Genomic DNA, 23,877 nt, shown 5'->3' on the forward strand with positions numbered 1-23,877 from the left:
CGTCAAACGCTTAAGATAGCCATATAACACCCTACTGAGGACAGAGCCAAGTACAGCCCCCGCCTCTGCCTATCCATAGGTATTGCTCAGGTTGAGCCTTACGCCCACTTCACAATGAGATGAGACTCAAGAGTCTGCTTTGAAATAGGCGCTTATTTCAACATTCAACTATATTTAAAGTGAATTTGGCGCCAAACTGTGCCAAGACCTAACAATTTACAGCGTACAGAGAGTTTAGGCATTTGTCCCGAGAACCGTTTTACTCAAGGGATGAAGACTGGCTGAAGGATACAGATGAAACCCTCTCCGGTTCCGGCGCAGATGCCTGCGACCATACACCGGAGCCTGGAACAGATATCGGAGAGATCCCCACTGCAGGGGAGCCGCTCACTGAGAGCGGCAGCACCCCAATGCAAAGCTATCTCAAGCACCTGTACCGGCTCGACTTACTCACTCCCGAAGAAGAACACAGTACCACCTGCCTGCTACGGGATTTGGAGGACCGATTAATCGCCCTGTTGCAACACTACGGCAAACAGACTGTGCAGTTGCGCAGCGAGGGTGTTGAGCAAAGAGGCAGTACCGGGGCCTATGACCACGGCCTGATCATCAGCCATGCACAGGAGCTTCTGGCACAGGGGGATCTTTTACCGCGAGACCGCAGTCGGCTGACCAGCTTGCTACAGCGCTTCCAAAAACAACGCAAAAAACTGATCCAATGCAACCTGCGCCTGGTCATTGCCATTGCCAAGCGGTTTCGCAATCCGGCAGTGCCCTTTATCGATCTGATTCAGGAGGGCAATGTGGGATTAATGAAAGCCATAGAGCGCTTTAAACCCCAGATGGGCTATCGCTTCTCAACCTATGCCTACTGGTGGATACAGCAGGAAATCCAGCTGGCTCTGCGCCGCAATGAGGACCTGGTGCGCCAGCCTGCCAATGTCCAGGACGACCTTCGGGCCATATACCGGGCGATTGGCGAAGTGCGCGCACAGGGGTTGCCGGCCTCAGATGAGAATCTTGCAGGACACACTGGATTGGACCTGGAACGCATCCAGAGCCTGCTGAAGTTGCCCGGTCCCACCGGCTCCCTTGACGACCCTGTCGCGGATGACCAGAGCAGCACCCGACTCGACTATGCCCCTGCCGACGAGTTGTACAACACCGATGAGCTGGTCACCAATCAGGAACTGGCAGAGCGGTTGCGCGAAGCGGTGGAACGCCTGCCGGCGCGACAGCGTACCGTATTAAATCTGCGTTACGGCCTAGTCTCTGACAAGGACTGCTCTTTTCGTGTTATCGGCGAACAGCTCGGCCTCAGTCAGGAGCGTGCTCGTCAACTCCACTCGGATGCCCTTCGCCAACTGAAACGACAGTGGCGATAGCACATTGCCCGCAACCGACATGCTGCTGACATCGGTTTCTCTCCTCTGTAGTTCATGTATCCGGTGCGCTGGGGGGCCACTCCGACAGGCTCAATGCGCTTGCCACCAACAGCATTCCTACTAGTCTTAAAGACAGCTTTTAGCAGTGAGTTACCCACCTGAGGTTATGTGTAAATCCATTACCGCAAGCGCCAATTATACAGTGTGAATTCCCAAACTACTACCTAACGATCCCCTGCTTTTCAACCATTTTTACATCGTAATGCCGACGCCCCCTTATAACGGTAATTTGGGAAAATGTGCGATCTTAAAGTGGGGCGCTACAAGTTTGGATGAAGTTGCATATCAACCAGATTCGACGCTATGAGTCAGGGTCGGCTCAACCTACCCTAGAAGGGTTGATCAAGCTGGCGAAGGCTTTACATGTCAGCCTGGATGAACTGGTCTTCGAGAAGGATGAGCGCGGGCCTGGCGACAAGATGAGGCTACTCTTTGAAGCCGTCGAGCGACTGGACGAGGAGGAGCAAAAGGTTATCCGGGAACTGCTTGAAGGCATGATCGTTAAATATGAAGCGAGGCGCTGGACCGGCACCGCATAAAAGGTATCAAGGCACCTGTCTGGTGGGTTGCCCCCCACCAGACAGGCTAACCACAACCCACTGGATTGGAGTGAGTCATGGCTACCGGCAATGGTAAAACAGGCGTACGCCTGCGTAAAAGCAAACCCTGCGAAGAGCGCTACATCAAGGTGAGCGAGACCTACTATGAATACCGCCTCAAGGCGCAGTCCCCCTACTCCGGCAACCGCTCAGTGCCGTGGATTCAGATGAAAGGCCACTGGCTGCGCCAAGCGGGGTTTGAGATCAATACGCCGGTCAAGGTCAGGGTGATGGCGGGGTGTTTGGTGCTGACTGTTGAATAAGCCTGCTAAACAGAAAGCCCCGACAGATCGCTCTGTCGGGGCCTTGATGGTTAAATCGATCGAGTCCGACCCCATCGATTTCACCTATTGCTTCATACAAAATCCGACGGAAAACTTTTCCTCTAAACCTTCCCTTTCAATACACTCCAAAACACTATCACTTGGGAAGTCTCCTTTTAGCAAAACAACATTCCCTTTTTCTAATATAAAGACGCTTTCAGCAAAAGCCATTAAAAATATTTCATGCCTAATTGCATTCACTCCGGCTTCTGACATAGGTATTAGCTTCTTAAAAACCTCCAACCAAGAATCTATATTTTGAGAATTTTTCTTTATCCAATCACTGCTCGAAGAAACAATATACCACCCATCAATAATATGCGCTCCAACCTCACCACAGCCTAACAAATTTGCATCTTGCTCTATTAGGCTCAATAGTATATTCCCAGAGATTTTTTTACTTCCCAAATACCTCTCCGGATTATTGCGTATAGTTTCAACAGGATCGCTTACAAGCTTCACCTTCCTCATGACAATCACTACTCCGTTGGGAACACTTGGATTTGATTAGACGCCCTCAAAGCATTAAATGTCTCAAAAGCATTTGGTGGTATGTAATATTCATAGCCAGGTGTATAGCTATTATTACCTTGGATATTACGGAAGTAGGCTCCGCTCGCAGAAAGCCCAGATAGTGCTTGGTTCGTTAACATATATGATAGAACCACTCCGCCATCACCTTTTAGGCCACCTTGTACTGAAGCAAAGTGCTCCGCAGTGAAAGGACTTGTCGCAAGATAAAAACCTAAATCTGCTCTGCTTTCGTGCTGAAATTCAAGTGCCTTACCAACTTCTAGTGGAGCGCCGCTTAAAAGTGCAATAGCCGATTTGTAGTTAGTACCATGATAAAGAGCTATGCCACCATCTGCCGTTCTAGCTTGAGAAAGAGCGGCTGCTTGGATTCTTTCGAACTCTTTTATATCAAACCCTGGATAGATCTGACTATTCAGCTGCGTATCCTCAGGGCCTGCCGTTTGTATCGGGAATATTGCTGAGACCACACCCGCACCAACAGGAGTTCCAAAAAGTAGTTGGCCGATGCGCCCTAAAATTCCCCCAGCTGCTGCACCCGCTTCACTACCAGTTGCAGTTAGTGCTAAACCAACAGAAGCGATCCCGCCAATACCTGCTTGATTTGTTGCTCCTTCACCACTCTGGTCAGAATCGGTAGCACCCTGATCCCCCTCCAAATTCTCCCGACTAGCCTGACTCCCAATATCGGTCGACTGTAGACCAACACCCTCCAAAACTGCACTGACTGCGCCATTTAAAGGATTTTCAAACTTCGCGTGATTAAATCCATCACTGCGCTTTTTAGCTCTCCCTCCTCCATTACCACCCCAATGGCTAGGAAGACTTCCACAAACACCTTCAAGACGCGACGCCGCGCAATACCCACTCGGATCAGTCCCCGCCAGCGGATTATTCATGATATAGCTGTAGGGATTCAAGGACTGCGAGTTCCCCGGCGCCTGGATGATCGGATCCACCGACAGGAACCGCCCCAGGTTGTAGTCATAGGCCCGCCCGTTCATATGGATCAGTTCTACATCATCCAGATGCTCGTGGTCGGTGAATCCACGGGTGGTGTAGGCACTCTCCAGGATGGCTTCATCCTTGTCAAGGACATTGCCAAGACGCGGCTTGCCAAAAGGATCAAAGCTGTGGCTTTCTTTCAGATTGCCCTCGCTGTCACCGATAGCCGCAGCAGAGCCGAGCCGATCACGGTGGGCAAAGCCGATGGTGTGCGCGGTGTCATCGGCACTTTCCGTGGTGGTAACTACGGCAATATCGTCGATAAAGTATCGATATTTCGTTTCCGTACCAGTAGTGATCTTCTCAAACAGCTTGTCGATATACAGGGTGGTCTTGCCACTGGCCTGGTTTACCTGCTTGTAGCGCATCTGGTCGGCGCCGTAGTAGAAGTGCAGGTTGGCGCCGTTGCGATTGATGCGGGTGGGTTTGTTGAAGGCGTTGTACCACACTTGCTGCGCACCGTTTTCATGAGTGCGATTGCCGTTGCCGTCATAGCCGTAGGTCCTGCTGCCGCCGCCTATCAGGCTGACGCTCTTGACGGCACTGGGGCCGCCAGTGCTGCCGCCGGTGTAGCGGTAGCTGCTGGCGAAGTCATCTTTCTTGAGCAGGTTGCCGATAGCATCATAATCGTAATCGATACCGGGACCGTCAGTACGGGTGCTGTAGTCGAGGCGGTTGAGGGCGTCGTAGGTGTGACTCTCCACATTCAGGGCGGGGCTTTCCGAGGGCAGTTGCACTACCTGCTGGGCAAGGTTCCCGAAGCTGTCGTAGCTGTAGGCAATGCTCTGGTGGTTCTGCACCTGGCTATCGAAGGTGGTGCCGGCCATCTGGCCGGTTTCTCTGTGAAAGTCCCGACCGATGGTGTAGTTGCTGGCACCAACACTGGCAAATTCCCATTCGCCCCAGGCATCCATCTGGGTGATTTCCCGGTAGGTGTAGCCGCTGGCGGCATTGCTGGTGCGAAACTGATAGCCGGTGGGGTTGTAACTGTATTGCAGAGTCAGCCCGGTGGGATAGCTGAGCCCCTTGAGGCGACCATAGTGGCGGTCATAGTGGTTCAGTGTAACAAAGTCTTCACCGTCAATGGCGGTGGTGACTCTGTCGGGGCGGCTGAGGGCATCATAGCTGTAGCTGCGCGCATAGCTGGCATCGCTGCGGCTCTCCCGTGCGGGCAGGCCCTTGCCGTTGGCGGCGCTGTCGTAAGTCCAGCTGGCTTCCTCTGTGCCATTCACACTGCGGCTATCCATACGCCCGAGGCGGTCATAGGTAAAGCTGATAACATCCAGGTTGCCGTCGACCTCGGTTTCCACTTCGCCAAAGCCGGTATAGGTAAAGGACTTGGAACCCATATTGGGATCGTCCACCCAGTCTTTCTGGCCGAGGGCGTTGTACCTGGCGGTGATACGGTTGCCGTTGGCATCCTGCAGCACAATGGGGTTACCGGCACCATCGTAGGCATAGCGGGTACTGCCACCGAGGGCATCGACGGTTTCGGTAAGCTGCTGCAGGCCGTTATAGGTGCGACTCATGGTGCGGCCATTGACCTGGATACGGGTGGTAAAGCCACTGCCCTGTTCGTGGGTGTAGGTCACATCCAGTTGCTGGCCGCTGGTCTGGTTTACCGTCTTGCGCAGAGCGCGACCGAAGGTGTCGTAATTCAGGTAGCGGGTGCCGTAACTGGTGCCGCTGCTGGCGTAGTGCGGTACCGATTCGAAGGTGGTCTGGCCAAGGGCGTTATAGGTTACCGTGCGCGCAATCCAGTCGCTGCCATCAAAGGCCTGCACTTCGGTGCGAATCACGCGACCGAGCTGGTCGTGATAGGTAATCTGCTCCGGTGTGCCAGCCTGCTGCTGGATGGTTTTGAACACCGCATCCGGCGCGCGGCTGCAGCCGCCGTTACACCATTGCAGAGCGGTATGGGCATCGGGAGCCGCCTTGAGCCCGGAAGCCTCCGGGGCGGTAACAGTCATAGCCCGGCCAAAGGCATCGTAGCTGTAGCGGATGGTAAGGCCATTGGCATCGGTGACCGAGTCCGGTTTGCCGAACCCGGCATTAGTTTCGGTTGTCACCGCATGGCCAAGGGCGTTTCTTACCGTTCTGGGGAAGTAGCCATCGCTACTGAAGGCGATGGTCTCCACCACCCGGGGCTGCGCTTCCCCCTGGGCGGTGGTGGTCACTTTTTTCGGCAGGCCGTAACTGGTGTAGATCGTGTCTATCTGGGTCCATTTGCCACTGCCGGGCGTGGTTTTCACCCGTGTGGGCTGGCGGACATTATTGTCCCATTGCAGGAAATCCACTACCACAGACTGTTGTGCATCAGTATTGGCGGCAATGGAAACGCCGTTGCGGTTTTGGACAGGGGCTTTCCTGACCGTTTGCCGCAGGGGTTTGTTGATCCACCAGTTGGTCTGGTCTGCGGCCACATATTGGGTATCCGTGGTAGAGAGAACAATATGCGCGCTGTTGGCCTCCTCGTAACTGTTTTCCTCACGCAGGGTATTGCCCCATTGGTCAAAGCTGCTGCTCTGGCTCCGGGTGTACACATGGGTACGGCTGCTTCCGGATCGTTTCAGGGTGCGCTGAATCGCGCTCTGCTTTTTACGGCCGACAAAATAGGGATCATTGGCAGAGACACTCCACTGATCTGTTAAGGCATCGACAATGACTGGGGACGTATGACGTCCCCTGGGCCAGAACTGCCACTGGAAATCGGTTTCATCAAAGGCCGCAACGCCGCTGGTATCCGACGATCGGTCCCCCAGCGCCCATTTGCGCTGTTTGTGCAGCTTGCCTGCCAGCGGGAATACCTGGTGGAAGTCGGAGCGGGTCTCAATATCCGCGGCGAGGTCTTCTTCGATAATAGTATGGAAGCCCTGGAAGCCACGGCCCTTGTTATTGAATACGGCCCCTTTGTAGCGGTACTGTTTTGTATTCAGGCCACCCACCCCATTGGACTGGCGGTGCTCGGCCACTACATACATGCTGGAGGTGAATTCGAAGTGATCGTCCTGCACCGAGGTTGGCAGGCTATCCAGATAGCCGCCGCGCTCATAGAAGGGTTTTGCGCTGCTATGGTAGCGGTCGTCACGGGAAGACAGCGGGCGATAGTGCCATTCGTCACGCACACCGAAGCCATTTTCTGCGGCAATGAGTATGTCGGTGGGTGCGTAACGCTCATCACCTGTTGCAGAGCCGCGGTTTCGGTTTACATAAACACCGAATGGCTTACCTCCCATAGCACCACTGCTATCAGATATTGAGCACAACTCGTTGCGGCACCCATAGGTAAAAACCAAATCCTCTAAGCCATTGCCGAAACCATCAAAAACTGCTGTCTGAGTCGCAGATCCAACAATTTCCGTAGGAACCAGTTCGACCCTAAAAGTGCCATCACTTTTCTCTATAAACTTAATGACATTGTATTTATAAACACTATCATCCAGCTCGTTAACATCAATAGGCTGCGTTCTTTGTACACCATTCGGCGAATAGTCGAGCATTTTGGTATAAAGGTCATTACCGCAAACTGTGATCCATCTAAGGGTTGGCCCCCCCTCATAGCTTCTTAGTTTTTGGCAAGAGCTGACAATCCTGGTGCCGGGTACCAGTATTTCCGCCCGACCATCTGCATCTATATCGACCTGCCTAAAACTCCCGCCATACTTTGCGTATACTGCTGGCACCCATTCCGACATGTTGTCGTCCCAGTACCTGATAACTCTATTTTCAATCAATCCTCCACTATTTTCTAATTCAGTCCAACTGGAAAACTGTCCGGATCCCATGTTTAGTCTTAGAGACAATACACCAGTATCGCTATAAGCAATCCAGTCTTGTAAGCCATCCCCATTTACATCCATAAAGTAATGAAACTTGAGAAAGTCATTAGTATATGGATTCAGGTTGACCGTAGAAAATGTGACAGAGTTCTTAGAACTACTGCTCGCCAAAAATAGAAGTATTGGTAGTGGCTGCTGTGAAACGTTTAGGCCAGTTGGCTGTAAAAAGTGACTAAACGCCATGAAATCCGGTAACCCATTCCCATCCATGTCTCCCATAACCTGCATAGACACTTTGCGGTGGTCACCATCATATTCGTAGGTGAATATCTTATCTCCATTCTCTACAAATGGAGTGGCGCTATTTCCGGTATGCAAATACAAGTATATGGCGGCCTCCTCATAATCCCCGCGCTCTATCAGCAAATCCGGCCAACCATCCCCATTAAAGTCAGATATGTTGGAAACAAACTCCCCTGTGCCACCAGCAAATTTAACCTCGGTGGAAATCCAGTTATTTGGCGCGTAAGAAAGCTCTAATATACCAGCGTTTGAGCGCCAGCTGTCTGTTTTCCCGTCTTGATTAAAGTCTCCTGAAGCACATTGATTTTCATGGGTAATAAAGTTGAAACCACAGGTTTGCAGGTCATCTGTTTTAGAAGAAACGAATCTTCCTTCGGCATCGCTCTGCCAGGTTCGCCAATCGACGACACCATCACCATTGGCATCGCCCTTTGGTACAACGTCTTCAATTTTACGCTTGTCTTGAAGCTGCTTGACCATGCTTCCGGAAGAATTCAAGTATCCTACGGGTTCCAATGTAAATTTCGGTACACTATCTTCCCAGGTGAAATTAACCGGCTCAACACATTCAATTGAAAAACTTTCATAACCACATTCCTGCAATTTTGTTAAAAGGCTGCGATTAGATGCCATACTCGATTTATACCCTGCACGGTATTCAAGTACTTTGGATGATCCAACATAGGTTACCAATTTAGCCAGACGTTTGGTTTGTCGCGTTAAACCACCAGCTAAATACCTAGAGGAAATGTCAGGTCTGGGCTCATATTGTAAGCTAATTCTCCGATTCCCTAGTTCAGCCTCATTACCTGTATAATAGATATCACTTAACAAATACTCTCCAGCACTATATTTTTTGTAGTAATAAGCAATAGAGTTTTTGTTAGTAGTGCGATCCTGCTCTCGACTGAGTGCCCAGTTAAGCGGCGCCGGGGCACCCTCTGGCGTATGACGACTGTCAGAAGTGCTTCCATAAAAACGAACCCGGCCATTTTTTAACTCAGCTTTAAAGTAGGATGTATTAGAGTTGATCCCACCAAAAGAGGTGATACGCGTAAAGTCATCAAGTTCGAGGCGGTATACTGCTCCGGAACTTCCATAGCTGCCGCTAATCAAGAGTAGACGCTGACCACTCAAACAAAGTCGATCTTCACTGGCGCTATATTCAACCGATTTAGTAATTCCGTCATGCTCTAGAGTTTTTCCACAGCGACTAATAGAGGGTGCAGCAGAAATAGACCACCCCATTCCAAGCACCCCATTCCCACCTTGGCTTGAGTACTTGAAGCCAATGCTCGGTTGTAGGCCATTCCTGCCAGGTGGGATATTAATGGCTACTTGATAGCTGGCCTCCCCCCCAACTACTTCGCCACCGGCGGTCAATGCCCCAATAGTTCTATCATGTATCGCAAGGGGCCCGGCAGTACCAAAGCTATCCTCTGTATGTACATAATCCGTACTCGCCCAGTTCGGTGTAGGCGTTACCGTTACTGCTGCAGAGCCATCGCTATAATCGCTACAAGCCCATGCGAATTTATTACAGGCCCGAACTGAGAATTGCCAATCACCTTGTGTAAGCCCCCTAACGGTGGCTTCATTATTCTGAATGCTGTCAATGTCTGCATCAGACCATTGGCCGCTGGCCTTGCGCTGCCTTAATTCATAATAAATATGAGCGCCAGGCACTGAATTCCATGTTACATATACCGTCCCATTACTGGTTTCTGAGTGAGATGGTGCCCCGAGTTTGGCAGGGCTATGTGCAACAATAAATGACTGAGGAACACTTGGAGAGGAGCAGCCTGCAGGATTACAGGCTCTAACTGTATAACTGTAGTTACCATCAGGCAGTTTATTTGGCGTATAACTATGGGGCGTATTGGGCGCTTTTTTATTTCCAGAAGTACTCGACAGGGTGAATTTGGGGGAACCTCCTCCATTCTCATAAATTTCATATTTATGTACGGATTCATCGGTTAAATCCTGCCATTCAATATTAACTATACCGTTAACACTGTTAGCTATAGCGGAGATAACTGGCCGGGAGGGTGAAGCTAAGTTCCACACTTCAAAAGGAATACTTGAACTCCAGTTATCACTACACCCGCTGGAATTACAGTTTTTAGTGCGTATTTGGTAATTACCATCTTCCAAATTTGACACAGTAAAAGTAGAGCTGGTGGCATACTGGCTTGTTGTCGGCCAATTAGCCCCAGCTGCCCTGATTTGCCATTGAACTCTATCAATGGGTCCAGTGCTATTAGATATAACCTTTAATGCACCACTATAAGAAACATTAACAGCAGTACCCGTATCAATGGTTAATGTAGGAACACTGGGCTTAATTACGACATTAACCGAGATAGGCCCTCTACTTCCCATTGGGTTTTTTACACAAGAACCGTTATTTCCTTCATCAATGCACTTCCACCCCGCCAGCGTGTAAGTGTAACTACCACTCTCGCTTACACGATCAGAAAAGGTGCGGGATTGCCCTGAATAGCCCCATCCAGAGTCATAAATAGTCTCGCTTTCGCGCCTCAAGGTCACCCTGTCGACAAGCCAGTTATCCCAAACGAGCTTAATATTACCGCCATCAACAGACTGAGCAAAAAAGGAGGGTAAATTAACCTGGACGGTCTTTTTACTCGTCCATGAACTACATGAGGTTACACCACCGTAGATATTACATGACCGTATTCGATAAGAATAACTACCATCAGTAATCTTTATCAGCTCTTTATTGGTGGCGCTCAGAGACCAACTGTTTGATGAGGCGCCGCTCTCTTCCAGGATATAATGCTCAGCATCTGGGGTAGCATTCCATCTGACAGTATAAACACCATTCGCTGAATTGGCGGACACAGCCAACCCTGTTGGTGCGGATGGCGCTCGGGACACAATGACGTCACCAGAGGTTCGATAGCTTCCTGCAATACTATTCTTTATTGCAGCTACACGGTACTTGTAGGTTCCAGTACCTCTACCTGTAATGGTCTTACTTTTATTCGTTCCGCTGTAGACATTATTCCAATTTCCACCATTTTTCTGTTCTTGAAGCTGGTATTTATCAGCGCCGGAAACATCTCCCCAAGAAATGGATATACTGCCATTTGTAGAAGTGCTTTGGGCCGTAATAGAACCCGGAGTACGGACAAGAGTGATAGCCTTCTCGGCTGTGTAATAACCGCAAGCGGTGTAACAGGCTCTAACGCGATAACCATACACGCCTGTAGTCAGAGCGGAAACGGATTTACTACGAGCGGAACCATCGTAAATAGTGGCCCAGTTTCCGTTGTTTTTACGCTGTTGTAGCTGATACTTACTTGGGGAGCCGGAAGCTGCCCCCCAGGTGAGGGTGTAACTGCCCGTTGTGTTTTTTGTTGGAAGAGAAATGTTCCCAGGTTTTGGAATAGCCACCGCAACAGAGAGGCTTCCTCTGTCTCCCCATGGGATTCCAGGCTCAGGCTCTGTACACCCTAAAGGCCCCTGCTGTAAACAGCCAGGCGTTTTCCTTGTCCTGTGCGTGACCGTATAAGTTCCCGGTGCGCTTACAGTAATTGTTTTGCTGCCACTCGAAGTGCCGATGGTAAAAACCATTTCCAGAGCACCATTTCGTGTTAGCTGTAACTCTGCCTCATCATGACGATACGGCGCTGCGCTATAATTGACCGTAAATTTTCCTGTGGCATTGGTACTGGGGCCTGATACCGAAGCCAACGCCTGAAAAGACATCAGGATACCGAAAAGCACACCACAAGCCTTAATTACGAACAGCCCCCAGGCAATCCTCTCGTCGTAAATTTGGCAATCGCACAGTCTTTCGGGCCCTGCTTGTTTTGCACCCCTGAAATACGAACAAAAAGCAACCAGCGATAAAGCCATGTTATGTATTCTTTCCATGAGCAAAGAGCGGATACCCGTTCCCGGGCTTATCGTTATCTGTCGTTGTTATTGCGACACTACCAGAGTGTCGCATGATTCATCTTGATCTGCGACAGCCCCTCTATGGAGGAGGCTGAAACTCCAGCAAAAATAAATTGGATACCTAGCAGGCGCGGATTCTATCTGAACTGAGGGGAAAGTGAAATTACACGCTATGACATGCCGTCAGAGTGGATTTCCCCGCTTCGGTACATGTGTACAGAATTGGCTTTGGGGGCCACACACACGCTCAAAACCGCGAGGACTTCTCCCCTCACCTGGCGGAATTGCATTTCAACTTTCTTCAACAGGCGACAAAGTAAGAAACTGCATAAAGGTTGATCAACAAAGGCAACGGTGTCCGGCTGAAAAAGAGTTTAACGCGATAAAATTCCAGCACTGACACGTATATTTGGCCTCATAGGTGCGCGTGCAAAAGATATTTGAACTTTTTTCAGTCGGCGCGCGGTACCGTCCAGGGCTCCCGTTTCGCTGCGATACAGCAGGACAGAAAATACATAAAAAACACGAAAAAGTACTTGACATGGCCATCCAGGTGCGCGACGCGATCCCTGTATGCGTATTGATCGATATACAGGAATTTCCATGTCCCATCGCTGCGAAAAATTACACAACGAACTGATGAGCGAAACCGTTTTTTCCGAATTCTTCTCTCCGGCATCCAACGCGCTTAACAGGGTGCGCTATGCTGCGGGCCGCTTCAAGTCACTTCCGATGGAAGACTTCTGCGCATTTGGCTGCCTGCGCCACCTGCAGGGCATCCAGACTTTGCGCGAACAAATACAGCTGTTGTTCCATTTGACGGAGGCCGCACAAATGCCCGTGGCGCGTTCAACCTACTCCGATGCCTTGAGCTCCGAGTACCGGCTGGAGATCCTGATACAAATGATGACGCAGCTGTTCAGGCAGGCCCGCGCCGTACACCGTTGCTTTTAGGCCCATCCCCTAGATGATCCCACGAAAAGACCAGGCTTGTGACAATGATAAGAAAAAAACAGCATACCGTACGCACAAATTGAGCTGTCTGGTCGCTCCCGTAAGTACCCTTTGCAATCTGCCATGCAAGACGCCAGTAGCGCCATTCTTCCTTCAACTGCAGTATAAAGTGTAAATACAGAGTGCTAACATGCGCTGACCCAAATAAGATCAGGAAAATGACATGTTTCATCGCTATTTAGCCTTTTCAATTACTGCCATTCTCCTCCTGTTTGCCGGGCTGGGGTCGGCAGCAGAAACAGACAGAGGTGTCTTCTGGAAAGCTACCAGAGACCACAAAACTGTCTATCTGCTTGGCTCCATTCATCTGGCAACTGAGGATTTCTACCCCCTGCGCGCTCAGATAGAAGAAGCCTACTCAAACAGCGATGCCATTGCCGTTGAGGCCGATATCACCGCCGCTGAGGACGATGTGCTGCTGCAGCAGAAAATCATGATGGCGTCGGTTTACCAGGGTGACCGGAGCCTGCGCGATGAGCTGCCCCCGAAACTGTACCAACAACTGCAAGACTGGATGCGCAAGCACAACATGCCAGAGGCCCTGTTTATTCGTCAGCGTCCGGCCATTGCCATGGTCTCCATGAGTATGATTGAAATGCAGGCTCAGGGCCTGAACCCCGAACTGGGCATAGACAGGCACTTTCTCAAAAAAGCCAATCGGGACGGCAAACCGGTATTGGAAGTCGAGGGAGTATTGCAACAAATCCAGTTGCTCAACAGCCTGGAAAATCCAGCACTGCTACTTCAGCAAACCTTGGACCAATTGGAGGATATCTCCTCCTTTCTGCCGAAAATCACCCGCGCCTGGAAAGCCGGCGACATCGATGCCCTCAACCGCCTGATTATTCTGCAGGGGCTTAAAAAAAACCCCGACTACAAGCCGTTGTACGACGCCTTGTTTTTCCAGCGCAATGAAAATATGGCAGCCTGGATCGCAGCTCATGCGCCAAACTACCCATCTCTATTTGTGATCCTGGGGGCCGGCCACATGGTGGGTGAAAAGAGCGTGATCCATTTGCTTGAGCAGGCCGGATACAAGCTGGAACAACTTTGACAGTCATTGAATAGCTTGTGACTCGCCGGACTCTGTGCCTGAAGGCGCTGTGTCGAAACACTCATGAGAGCGCATCACTCCATCGCCGATCAACCCTCTTCTCGACCGGCTGCAGGTTAAACCGGCTGCAGCTGGGGTAACACCGGCATACTAGCACGACAGACTAACGCCAGTGTCAAACCCCTGGTGCAAGCGGCCTAGCCCGCGCGCTGCACTTCGGCGGGATCAATTACCGCCACCTCGGCCACCGGGCGGTGATCGCCCTTGGGGTTTTCAAACCGGTTGAGTGCCAGGGCGCGCTGCCGCAGCGCATCCTGCACAGCGGCCTCTTTCACCGGGCCATAACCGCGGATCACATCCGGGTAGCCCAGCAATTCAATCGCTGCACTGTGGTTCTGGTTGCTCAGCTCACGCACGACCTTGTTAACCAGTTGCTCGTATTCAGTGATCAGGGCCCGCTCCATCCTGCGCTCAGCAGTATATCCGAACACATCCAGGCTTGTGCCGCGCAGGGATTTCAGTTTGGCCAAAACCGCGAAGGCTTTTAATATCCAACCGCCAAATTTCATCTTGCGAGGCCGCCCCAGCACTTTGTCAAAGCGGGCCAAAAATGGCGGGGCCAGGTTGAATTCCAGACGAAAGTCCCCGCTAAAATTCTTCCGCAGTGACTGGACAAAACGGCCGTCGGTATACAATCGGGCAACCTCATACTCGTCTTTATAGGCCAGCAACTTGGCGTAGTTGCGAGCAACCACTTCCGCCAGTGCCTCCTGGCTTTTGGGCTCAATGAGGGCTTCTGCAGCTCTCACCCGCTCCACCAGCTGCTGGTAGCGTTGTGCCAGCTTCAAATTCTGGTAGCCGGTGAGGTGTTCAACCCGATGGGTCACCAGTTCTTGCAACCCCTGTGGGAATGCCGCTGGCACTTCTGCACTGGCGAGAAGTCCTTCCAGAGTCCGGGGATCTGCAGCGGCAAGCCGACCTGCTGCAAAGCCTTGCAGGTTGCCCTCCACCGCAACACCATTTAACTCGATAGCCTGCTGCAGCGCAGCACAGGAGAGCGGTAGCAACCCTTTTTGCCAAGCAAAACCCAACATAAAGATATTGCTGGCAAGTGTATCGCCAAGTGCAGATTTGGTGAGTCGGTGCGCTTCGACGGAATCCAGAGTACTGACCGCACTGTTCAAGGTATCCAGAATTGCCTGGGGCGAATGCACCTCCTCCCGCCCCAATACGCTCGCAGCCGTCGGGCTCAAATGGGTGTTCACAACAGCGCGGCTGCGGGTTTCGTCCAGTTTGGTCAGACAAGCAGCCAGGTTTCCGGCAGCTATCAGGTCGCAGGCCATCAAGGCATCGGCGCGGCCATCGGAGATACGTACTGCCTGTAGCACTTGCGGCTGTGCCGCAAAGCGAATATGGGAGTAAACCGCACCACCCTTTTGTGCTAAACCGGTCTGGTCCAGCGTGCTGCAGGCCGTCCCTTCGATATGGGCCGCCATTGCTAGCAGTGCACCGATCGTCACTACTCCGGTACCACCCACACCTGTCACCAAGAAATTGTAGGGAGCCTCCAGTGCAGGTCTCTGTGGCGCAGGGAGTTTCTCCGCTTCAGTGCATAGCCGATCCCCAACCCCGGCCTTCTTGGCCAGGCGCCCTCCTTTCACTGTGACAAACGACGGACAAAACCCATTGATACAGGACAGGTCCTGGTTACAACCGGTCTGATTGACCCGGCGCTTGTCCCCCAGTGCCGTGGAGACTTTCTCCACGGCAATACAGCTGGACTGCTGCACACAGTCACCGCAACCTTCACAGACCAGTTCGTTGATCAATGGGCGGCCCTCGGCCTGGGGCAGCAGGCCGCGCTTGCGCTTGCGTCGCAGTTCGGTGGCACAGGTCTGATCATAAATGATGACAGTACAGCCCTCGAGTTCCCGCAGCGTCTCCATTACCGCAGGCAGGTGATCTCGGTGGCGCATCTCGACACCGTCGGGAAAAGACAGAATGCCACGATATTTATGGGGGTTGTCCATCACCAGTACGACCTTCCGCACCCCCTCCGCCAGCACCTGCCGGCAGATCATGTCCGGTGACAGCTCACCGTCGTGAGGCTGACCACCGGTCATCGCTACAGCATCGTTAAACAGAATTTTGTAGGTGATATTGACCCCGGCGGCGACAGCAGCGCGAATCGCCAGAATACCAGAATGGAAATAGGTACCATCACCCAGATTCACAAACACGTGTTTTTCTCGGGTGAACGGCGCCTGTCCCACCCAGTTGACGCCCTCGGCCCCCATCTGGGTAAAGGTGTAGGTCTCGCGATCCAGCCACTGGGCCATATAGTGACAACCAATACCGGCGAGCGCACGGCTGCCCTCCGGCACTTTGGTGGAACGGTTATGGGGGCAGCCGGCACAGAACATGGGCAGGCGCGAAACACTGGAACTCATCTGCCGGGAGATACGCCGGGCCAGGGCATCGAGGCGCATCAAGCGATGTTTGCCGTCTTCACCCAACCGGTCATCACCCAGCACAGTACCCAGCACCTGGGCAATAATAGCCGGCGACAGCTCCCCGTAAGCGGGCATCAGCGGTCGATCATGTTCGTCCACCTTACCCAAAATACGTGGAAAGTGGGGATCTTTCTGATGCACGTTGTACAGCTCCTCCTTCAGCTGCACTTCCATCAGGCTGCGCTTCTCCTCCAGCACCAACAGCGTATCCAGGCCGCGGGCAAACGCCCGGATACCGGGTACATCCAGGGGGTAGGTCATGCCCACCTTGAGAATCCGGATGCCTATCTGCCGGACTCTCTCCTCATCGATGCCCATGTCCTCAAAGGCCTGCATCAGATCCAGGTGGGCCTTGCCGGTGGTAACAATACCCAACGTGGCCCCGGGATTTTCTAACACCACCCGGTTTAAGTGGTTAGCCCGGGCAAATGCAAGGGCTGCCGGCCGCTTGTAACACCACAGGCGCTCCTCCTGCGCCAGGGGGCTATCCTGCTTACGGATATTCAGGCCGCCGTCGGGGCGCTCGATCTCCGGGTAGATGAACGCTACCCGTTGTGGGTCCACTTCTACTGTGGCGGCGCTGTCCATATTTTCCGCCAGGGTAATCATCGCCACCCAACAGCCGCTGAAGCGGGACAACTCCAGGCCGTAGTGGCCATAGTCCAGCACTTCTTGTACGGTGGCGGGATTTAGTACCGGGATATGCATATCCACAAAAGCGAATTCAGACTGACCGGGATAGGATGAGGACTTACAGCCGTGGTCATCACCGGACACGATCAGAGCGCCCCCCTTGGGAGAGGAACCCGCTGCATTGGCGTGGCGGAAGGCATCGCAAGAGCGGTCCACCCCCGGTGTCTTGCCGTACCAGATGCCGCAAACACCATCCACCTCGGCGCCCTCAAAAAGGCCCACCTGCTGTGACCCCCACACAGCGGTCGCCGCCAGTTCCTCATTGACTCCCGGCTGGAAGCGGATATTGTGCTGCTCCAGCAGTCCTTTGGCCCGCGACAGCTGCAAATCGTAGCCCCCCAGTGGAGAACCGCGATAACCGGAAATAAAGGTGGCAGTGTTGAGGCCGCGGGATTGATCCATACGCATCTGATCAATCGGCAGACGAACCAGCGCCTGTATCCCGGAGAGCAGTACACGACCCTTGCGGAGGGTGTAGCGGTCTTCCAGAGAGATCTGTTTGTTTGCCGGGGTACGCTCCGCGCACTGGGAACGGGTCTCTATGTCAGTCATACGCCTAATTTCCGCTCGTTCACTCTATTTGAAACCCGCTCTGGGCTATGAATCATTATTCTTCAGAATTGCCTTGCGTAAGCAACCAGATATCGCCATTACACCCTGCACCAGAGTGGGCGGGCGGGCAACCAGCGGCAGCACCTGCGCCGAGACGGGCTGGTCGGGCCATACTAGTTCGTTAAGCGCAACAGAGCATTGCTTTATTTACGCAAATGTGCGTAAATTTGTGATGAAAATTTCGATTATAAAAATATTTATAGGATAGGAGTCTTTATGAAGCGTTTGACAGATATGGATGACTTCGACCGCAAGATACTGCGCGCACTGCAGGAAAACGCCGATTATTCCATGGCGGAACTCGGCGACAAAGTCGGTCTCTCCCACACCCCCTGCTGGCGACGCATTAAGAGGCTCGAGGCGGAAGGTATTATCCGCGGCCGTGTCACTCTGCTGGACCCTCAGAAGCTAGACCTTGGGGTCACAGTATACTGTTATATCACGATTCACAACCACGATGAAGAATCCCTGAACAGTTTTGAATCGGCAGTACTGAGCGTTCAGGAAGTGGTTGAATGCTATTCGACCAGTGGAGACAAGGACTACGTGCTGCGTGTAGTCGTCGACAGCGTAGAACATTATGAACAGCTCTTAAAGCGCTCGCTGGTCCACCTGCCCAATGTGGCTTCGGTGAATTCCACTTTTGCTCTGAAACAGGTGAAATACACCACGCAACTGCCCCTATAGACAAAGGGTTTCAGAGGGCCCCGCTGCCGCCCGGGGCTTTCAGCGCTGTGCGCCAATAACTGACACCGCAATTGGCCGGGAGTATTCCGCGTATTTTAACTCCGTTTCTTCTCCAGTGCCTCGACCAGCTGCTCCAGTACTTCCTGTAAGGTCAAACCGTCACAGCGTACTGTCATATCCGCATACTGCCTGTAAAGTGCCTGGCGCTCTGTGAATAACGCTTCAAAGGTCTGCCCCGGTGCCTTGGCGATACCACGGCTCTCGTAGTTGTGAATGCGGCGGCGCAACTCTTCTGCCGAGCACTCCAGAAACACAACCGTACCGAAGCTGCGCAGGTTTGCCATGCCCGTTTCGCTGTACACGACACTGCCACCGGTTGCGATCACATGCCTGGGCAAATGGGCACTGGCAATAATCTCCCCCTCTATGCTTCGCAGGTTCAGATAGCCACGCTCCGCAATAATCTGTTGCAGGGTTTTGCCTTTGCGGGCCTGTATCAAAACATCGGTGTCCACAAAGTCCAGGGCCATCTCTTTGGCCAGCAAAACGCCCAGAGTGCTTTTCCCCGCACCGGGCATCCCTATCAGCACAATGCTGTTTCTTCTCTTCATCCGTTCACATCTTGAAGTAAAATGATTCAATCACCGCGCCGGGGGAACAACAACGCACGCAACCAACCGCGCAGGCTATTGCCCTGCAACAGCATTTTATCCAATTCCTTCAGGTTATGGGTTTGGCGGTAAGCGTCGGTAAACAGGGCTTCGCGGGTAATCATCCGCCGTTTGGGATCTATGGTTTTCACCAGCTTCGCCGGGTTGCCGGCGACCACCACATTTGTCGGCACATCCCGGGTGACAATACTACCGGCACCCACCACAGAATGATCGCCGATAGAAACCCCTTTGCAAATGGTGGCACTATCACCAATCCAGACATTATTACCCAGCCGTACCGGTGCAGTGCAGCGAAAAGGCCGGGTGCGGTTGTAAACGCCGTGCCAGTCGGAATCGGTAATATACACATTGGCAGCAAGCATACAGGCATCGCCAATTTCTATGGAGTGCGCCGCGGAAATCCGCACCCCGGGAGAAATCAGTACATAGTGCCCAATGGTAATGAACGCCTCACCCCCCTTGTGCCCAAAGGTAGTAAAGCGTATGCATTTTTCTGTGTTGGAAATTAAATGGGGATAGTTACCCAGGCGAATATTCGCACCAAATACATGTACCGAGGTGGGGTCCATGACCTCCGGCTCAACCCCCACGGCATCAAACTGCGGCAGCAGGTAGCGCTCGGTACGCCACCGGCGCCAGCGCAACTGCAAACTCTTGAGCCAATAGGGCCTGTGATCTTTGCGCATCGTTTACCAGGTTTCACTCATTCAATTGAGATAGGCACCCACACTGCAAATCGCAATTGCTTTTGCGGGTGCCGGCGTTTAGTGTTCGGATCACAACAAGTAGAAAGCCTTTTTCCATGACCATTAGACTACCCATTGATACCCGAGCCATTAAGGGATTCCTCGCAGCCCAGGAAGGGGAAGCACTCTACCATCTCGCCGCAGAGGCCAGTGGCCTTGGACCCTGCCTCGAAGTGGGGAGCTATTGCGGTAAATCCACCATATACCTGGCCGCAGCCTGCAAACTGACCAACAGCGTATTGTTTGCCGTGGATCACCACCGCGGCTCTGAGGAACACCAGCGCGGGGAGGAATACCATGATCCGGAATTGTTTGACGACCAAATTCAAATGATGGACAGCTTTGGCAACTTCCGGGCAAATATCCGTGCCGCTGCACTGGACGACTGGGTGGTGCCTATTGTGGCATCTTCGTCGGTTGCGGCGCGCTGCTGGAATACTCCTCTGGGCCTCGTCTTTATCGACGGCAGTCACTCTCTGGAAGCGGCCATGGCCGACTACCGCAGCTGGCCCCGCCATATAGTCCCGGGTGGTTACCTCGCCATTCACGATATTTTCCCCGATCCAGCCTATGGGGGCCAGGCGCCCTACGATATCTATAAACTAGCCCTGGCTTCCGCTCAATTCGAACTGGTCGAGACAGTGGACACCCTGGGTATTCTGCGCCGACTCTGACAACAGGCGCACTGCGGTAAAGAGCCCGCTCGCCGGTGTCAGATCGGCAAGTGCATCCGCAGCCAATAACATCGCCCCCACCGTCCAGGTGGTCTTCTCCTCCGGCCAGACTGCATCATCGGGATAGACATAGCCTGTCCAGTAACCGCCGTCACTGTCCTGCCAGCGGTGCAGCCCGCGAAATACTGCTTCGGCACGGGCGCGCTGGCCGGTGGCCAGTAGCGCCATGGCCAATTCGCAGGATTCAGCCACTGTCACCCATGGCTCGTCATTGACGCAGCGGCAACCCAGCCCGGCCACCACAAACTCATCCCAGCGCTGCTGCAGGCGCACGCGAGCCGCGTCGCCGGAGACAGCACCGCACAATACCGGGTAAAACCAATCCATGGAAAAGCGCGCCTTGGAAGCCCAGGTGCGGTCGAATCGCTCAGGTCTGGTACGCAGGGCCTTGCTCAGGGCGAAACGACCCGACTCCCAATGAGGGCGTGAAACCCCCAGTCGGCGGGCGATATTGATCGCGCACTCAAGGCTCTTGTAGATGGAAGAGCAGCCGGTGATGAGGGCATCCTCTTTGGGTCTGCCCTCAGCATCCACCGCCCAGTGAATTTCACCGTGTTTGGTTTGCAGGCCCAGTACAAACTCAATGGCACGCTCCACCATCGGCCAAAAACGGGACAGGCACTGGCTATCACCACTGATCAAATAGTAATGCCAGATACCAGTGGCAACATAGGCAACAAAATTGCTCTCGCGGCGCTCGCGATTCTCTACTGCGCCATCCTTGTAGGCCGCCCACCAGCTGCCGTCCTCCAACTGCGTATCCACCAGCCACTGGTAAGCTTTCTCTGCAGCCGCCAGCTCACCGGCAATCGCCAGTCCCATGGCCGCCTCCACATGGTCCCAGGGGTCGGCGTGACCGCCCTGAAACCAGGGAATAGCACCGTCGGGCTGCTGCTGAGAGCGGATATAGGCTGCACTGTCCCTTACAAAGCCGTTCGGGAATAGCCCTGCAGTCTCAAGCGGTAAAGCCTCCAGCTCACTCACGGGCTCTTTTCTCCCGCCGGCAACTGCTGTACCGCCCGGTGGGCTTTGACAAAATAGAGCGCGAGGCTTTTGCCAAGCACCGGGTTCAACAGTTTTTCCACAACACGGGTGAGCATCGGCTGTTTCATTAAATCCCACACCAGCAGTCGGTGGTAAGTGGCCACCAGGCGGGAATCCGGCTTGTTCCAGAACAGGCACTTCAGCCACCAATAAGGGACGTGCAGGGCATGGGCTTTGTGGCGAGCAAAATAACAGTGCCCCAGGGCCTCGATACTCTCGCGCAGTTCACGCTCGCGGAAAATGCGGATATGACCCCCTTCCACCTGGTGGTAAGCATCGCTGAGCTGCCAGCAGAGCCATTCGGGAAAATAAGCCGGTACAGTGGCGGCGAAAATTCCCGAGGGCTTCAGCACCCGATCGATTTCCGCCAGAAGCGCCCGGTATTCCCCGATATGCTCCAACACCTCAGAACAGATCACCACATCAAAGCAAGCGTTCGCAAAAGGCAATTGCAGACCGTTGGCAACACCGAACAGCAGGCGCCCGTTTGCGTACTCGGGGCTACTAAACGGTCTAGCGCGCGCGCTGGCAGTGCGCACATCGTCAAAGCAGAGGTCGATGCCATAGACATCCACCGCATCGGTGATCATCAGGTGAATGCAGTGGCGCCCTTCTCCACAACCGAGATCCAGCACCTTCTGACCGGGATGGAGGTTCAAGTGTTGCGGAGCCACTGTGATCATCAGGCAGCCTCCACACCGCGGATAGTATTTGAGGCCAAATCGCACCCACTGCTCTGCGACACGGGGGGTTCACCCAGTATTTTGCGGTAATAGGTCACCAGGTTCGCTGCAGCCAGGTCCCAGGAGAAGCTGTTCTCAATGCGGGCCCGGCCCCGCGCGCCCAGTTCAGCCCGCAGCGTTTCACTGGACAGCACCCTGTCAAGCGCCTCCGCCAACGCTTGGCTGTCGCCGGCCGGCACCAGGAGTCCGGCATCGCCAACCACCTCCGGAAGCGCACCCCCATCACTCGAAACCACCGGTGTGCCACAGGCCATCGCCTCTCCCGCAGGTAGCCCAAACCCTTCATAGAGGGACGGGCAGGCCACAACCGCGGCACTGCGGTAATAATTCACCAGTTCCTCACTGGAAATGCCGGAAACAAATTGTACCGAATCGCGCAATTGCAGACGTTGCAGCAGCTGCTCGGTGGCACCGCCCGCCTGCATTGCACCCACCACCAGCAGTTCCACATCGGCGAACTGTTTGCGCAGCGCGGCCAGGGCCTGCAATAACACCCGCAGCCCCTTGAGCGGCTGATCTGCCGACGCCGTCGTCATAATACGCAACGGCAGGCGCTGCACCTGCAGGTCGGGTTTGAATATCTCCGTATCGATGCCATTGTAAACCAGCTGTACCTGCTCGGGTGCCACACCAAACAGCTCGACAATATCCCGTTGTGACTGGCGCGATACGGTCACAATATGATGCAATTTGCGTGCAACTTTGGTCTGCATATTCAGAAAGTGATGCCAGCGGTGTACTAATAACCTGAAACGCCAGTCCGGCGCCGCATCCAGCGCCAGCTGTCGGTCGCGTGCAATGGGGTGGTGAATGGTGGCTACGACAGGCAGGCCGCTTTTTTCAATTTCCAGCAGCCCATAACTGAGCGACTGGTTATCGTGCACTATGTCGTAGTGGCGGCCGTGCCTGCGCAGGTACTTGGCCACCCGGCGGCCAAAGGTATAGGGCTCGGCGAATCCACCGGTGAGCTTGCTCAACCACTCGAAGAAATCCGTCCAGGACAACAAGTGCTTTGCCCTGAGAGCGCGGATAGGGTTCTCAGCTTCATACAGGTTGAGCCCGGGCATTTCAATCAGCTTTACCCTTTCATCCAGCTGCGGATAGGGCTGACCCGAAATAACATCCACAACATGTCCGGCATCCACCAGTGCCTTACTCAGGTAACGGAGATAAATGCCCTGGCCACCACTGTGTGGATGACTGCGATAACCCAGGAGACATATGTTGAGTGGCCGGGCCCCGCCGGCCAGAGGACCGTCTGTACACTTACCCAAGGCGGTCATAAATTCCCTATTCGCATTGTTCGGAGACCCACACGCAGCGACCGGTAAACACTGTCTTTACACGCAGCACATCAATGCACGCTGGTTGAGTCGGGTCCGCGCAGTGAAACCGAAAGAATACACTGACGCGGAAATGACCGCTAGGCTGAAACAGTCCACGCTAATGGC

General features: G+C 53.4%; 15 protein-coding genes. 7 read left to right on the top strand and 8 right to left on the bottom strand.

Features of this window, described 5'->3' with window-relative positions; genetic code table 11:
• Positions 1–242: 242 nt before the first annotated feature.
• The 3 genes from Q5Y71_RS08320 (at position 243) to Q5Y71_RS08330 (ending at position 2,307) form a co-directional block, all read left to right on the top strand.
• Entirely contained in the window at positions 243–1,385 is a 1,143-nt protein-coding gene (locus Q5Y71_RS08320) for an RNA polymerase sigma factor RpoD/SigA (RefSeq protein ID WP_306041571.1), read from the top strand.
• Between the two features lie 332 nt (positions 1,386–1,717).
• On the top strand, positions 1,718–1,984 hold the full coding sequence (locus tag Q5Y71_RS08325) for a helix-turn-helix domain-containing protein (protein ID WP_306041574.1): 267 nt from the start codon (positions 1,718–1,720) through the stop codon (positions 1,982–1,984).
• Positions 1,985–2,061: 77 nt separating this feature from the next.
• Positions 2,062–2,307, top strand: a complete 246-nt coding sequence (locus Q5Y71_RS08330; protein ID WP_306041576.1) for a SymE family type I addiction module toxin — start codon at positions 2,062–2,064, stop codon at positions 2,305–2,307.
• An 84-nt stretch (positions 2,308–2,391) separates the two neighbouring features.
• Here Q5Y71_RS08330 and Q5Y71_RS08335 read toward each other — a convergent pair whose 3' ends face one another.
• Complete coding sequence (locus tag Q5Y71_RS08335) at positions 2,392–2,775, bottom strand: hypothetical protein (protein WP_306041577.1); 384 nt, start codon at positions 2,773–2,775, stop codon at positions 2,392–2,394.
• 71 nt (positions 2,776–2,846) lie between these two features.
• Positions 2,847–11,870, bottom strand: a complete 9,024-nt coding sequence (locus Q5Y71_RS08340) for an RHS repeat-associated core domain-containing protein (RefSeq protein WP_306041578.1) — start codon at positions 11,868–11,870, stop codon at positions 2,847–2,849.
• Positions 11,871–12,515: 645 nt separating this feature from the next.
• Between Q5Y71_RS08340 and Q5Y71_RS08345 the strand changes: the two genes are divergently transcribed.
• A complete protein-coding gene (locus Q5Y71_RS08345) occupies positions 12,516–12,866 on the top strand; it encodes a hypothetical protein (protein ID WP_306041579.1) in 351 nt (116 codons plus the stop codon).
• Positions 12,867–13,089: 223 nt separating this feature from the next.
• Entirely contained in the window at positions 13,090–13,980 is an 891-nt protein-coding gene (locus tag Q5Y71_RS08350) for a TraB/GumN family protein (protein WP_306041580.1), read from the top strand.
• Between the two features lie 197 nt (positions 13,981–14,177).
• Here the strand turns inward: Q5Y71_RS08350 and Q5Y71_RS08355 are convergent, their stop codons facing one another.
• Positions 14,178–17,738 carry an indolepyruvate ferredoxin oxidoreductase family protein gene (locus Q5Y71_RS08355; protein ID WP_306041581.1) on the bottom strand — a complete coding sequence of 1,187 codons (3,561 nt, stop codon included), beginning with the start codon at positions 17,736–17,738 and terminating at the stop codon, positions 14,178–14,180.
• Positions 17,739–18,014: 276 nt separating this feature from the next.
• On the opposite strand from Q5Y71_RS08355, the gene Q5Y71_RS08360 reads away from it, so the two are divergent.
• Positions 18,015–18,485, top strand: coding sequence for an Lrp/AsnC family transcriptional regulator (locus Q5Y71_RS08360; protein WP_306041582.1), 471 nt, complete (start codon positions 18,015–18,017; stop codon positions 18,483–18,485).
• 95 nt (positions 18,486–18,580) lie between these two features.
• Here the strand turns inward: Q5Y71_RS08360 and Q5Y71_RS08365 are convergent, their stop codons facing one another.
• Positions 18,581–19,096 carry a shikimate kinase gene (locus tag Q5Y71_RS08365; protein ID WP_306041583.1) on the bottom strand — a complete coding sequence of 172 codons (516 nt, stop codon included), beginning with the start codon at positions 19,094–19,096 and terminating at the stop codon, positions 18,581–18,583.
• Between the two features lie 26 nt (positions 19,097–19,122).
• Complete coding sequence (locus Q5Y71_RS08370; protein WP_306041584.1) at positions 19,123–19,845, bottom strand: DapH/DapD/GlmU-related protein; 723 nt, start codon at positions 19,843–19,845, stop codon at positions 19,123–19,125.
• 116 nt (positions 19,846–19,961) lie between these two features.
• Between Q5Y71_RS08370 and Q5Y71_RS08375 the strand changes: the two genes are divergently transcribed.
• Complete coding sequence (locus Q5Y71_RS08375) at positions 19,962–20,579, top strand: class I SAM-dependent methyltransferase (protein ID WP_301418813.1); 618 nt, start codon at positions 19,962–19,964, stop codon at positions 20,577–20,579.
• Here the strand turns inward: Q5Y71_RS08375 and Q5Y71_RS08380 are convergent.
• Genes Q5Y71_RS08380 through Q5Y71_RS08390 form a run of 3 tightly spaced genes read right to left on the bottom strand, consistent with a single transcriptional unit; the run spans position 20,508 to position 23,709 of the window.
• On the bottom strand, positions 20,508–21,623 hold the full coding sequence (locus Q5Y71_RS08380) for a prenyltransferase/squalene oxidase repeat-containing protein (protein WP_306041585.1): 1,116 nt from the start codon (positions 21,621–21,623) through the stop codon (positions 20,508–20,510). The two genes, Q5Y71_RS08375 and Q5Y71_RS08380, sit on opposite strands and share 72 nt — an antisense overlap.
• On the bottom strand, positions 21,620–22,366 hold the full coding sequence (locus tag Q5Y71_RS08385; protein WP_306041586.1) for a class I SAM-dependent methyltransferase: 747 nt from the start codon (positions 22,364–22,366) through the stop codon (positions 21,620–21,622). Before Q5Y71_RS08385 ends, Q5Y71_RS08380 begins: the two co-directional genes overlap by 4 nt.
• Entirely contained in the window at positions 22,366–23,709 is a 1,344-nt protein-coding gene (locus Q5Y71_RS08390) for a glycosyltransferase family 4 protein (protein WP_306041587.1), read from the bottom strand. The genes Q5Y71_RS08385 and Q5Y71_RS08390 overlap by 1 nt, the downstream gene beginning before the upstream one ends.
• Positions 23,710–23,877: the final 168 nt, after the last annotated feature.

Origin of the sequence: Microbulbifer sp. 2205BS26-8 (assembly GCF_030731025.1) — a bacterium.
GTDB classification, from domain to species: Bacteria; Pseudomonadota; Gammaproteobacteria; order Pseudomonadales; family Cellvibrionaceae; genus Microbulbifer; species Microbulbifer spongiae.

What these genes read in the sequence shown, in the direction of transcription:
- Q5Y71_RS08325 (WP_306041574.1), top strand. Translation starts at nt 1,718, where the DNA reads ATGAAGTTGCATATCAACCAGATTCGACGCTATGAGTCAGGGTCGGCT.
- Q5Y71_RS08330 (WP_306041576.1), top strand. Translation starts at nt 2,062, where the DNA reads ATGGCTACCGGCAATGGTAAAACAGGCGTACGCCTGCGTAAAAGCAAA.
- Q5Y71_RS08340 (WP_306041578.1), bottom strand. Translation starts at nt 11,870, where the DNA reads ATGGCTTTATCGCTGGTTGCTTTTTGTTCGTATTTCAGGGGTGCAAAA.
- Q5Y71_RS08345 (WP_306041579.1), top strand. Translation starts at nt 12,516, where the DNA reads ATGTCCCATCGCTGCGAAAAATTACACAACGAACTGATGAGCGAAACC.
- Q5Y71_RS08350 (WP_306041580.1), top strand. Translation starts at nt 13,090, where the DNA reads ATGTTTCATCGCTATTTAGCCTTTTCAATTACTGCCATTCTCCTCCTG.
- Q5Y71_RS08355 (WP_306041581.1), bottom strand. Translation starts at nt 17,738, where the DNA reads ATGACTGACATAGAGACCCGTTCCCAGTGCGCGGAGCGTACCCCGGCA.
- Q5Y71_RS08360 (WP_306041582.1), top strand. Translation starts at nt 18,015, where the DNA reads ATGAAGCGTTTGACAGATATGGATGACTTCGACCGCAAGATACTGCGC.
- Q5Y71_RS08365 (WP_306041583.1), bottom strand. Translation starts at nt 19,096, where the DNA reads ATGAAGAGAAGAAACAGCATTGTGCTGATAGGGATGCCCGGTGCGGGG.
- Q5Y71_RS08370 (WP_306041584.1), bottom strand. Translation starts at nt 19,845, where the DNA reads ATGCGCAAAGATCACAGGCCCTATTGGCTCAAGAGTTTGCAGTTGCGC.
- Q5Y71_RS08375 (WP_301418813.1), top strand. Translation starts at nt 19,962, where the DNA reads ATGACCATTAGACTACCCATTGATACCCGAGCCATTAAGGGATTCCTC.
- Q5Y71_RS08385 (WP_306041586.1), bottom strand. Translation starts at nt 22,366, where the DNA reads ATGATCACAGTGGCTCCGCAACACTTGAACCTCCATCCCGGTCAGAAG.
- Q5Y71_RS08390 (WP_306041587.1), bottom strand. Translation starts at nt 23,709, where the DNA reads ATGACCGCCTTGGGTAAGTGTACAGACGGTCCTCTGGCCGGCGGGGCC.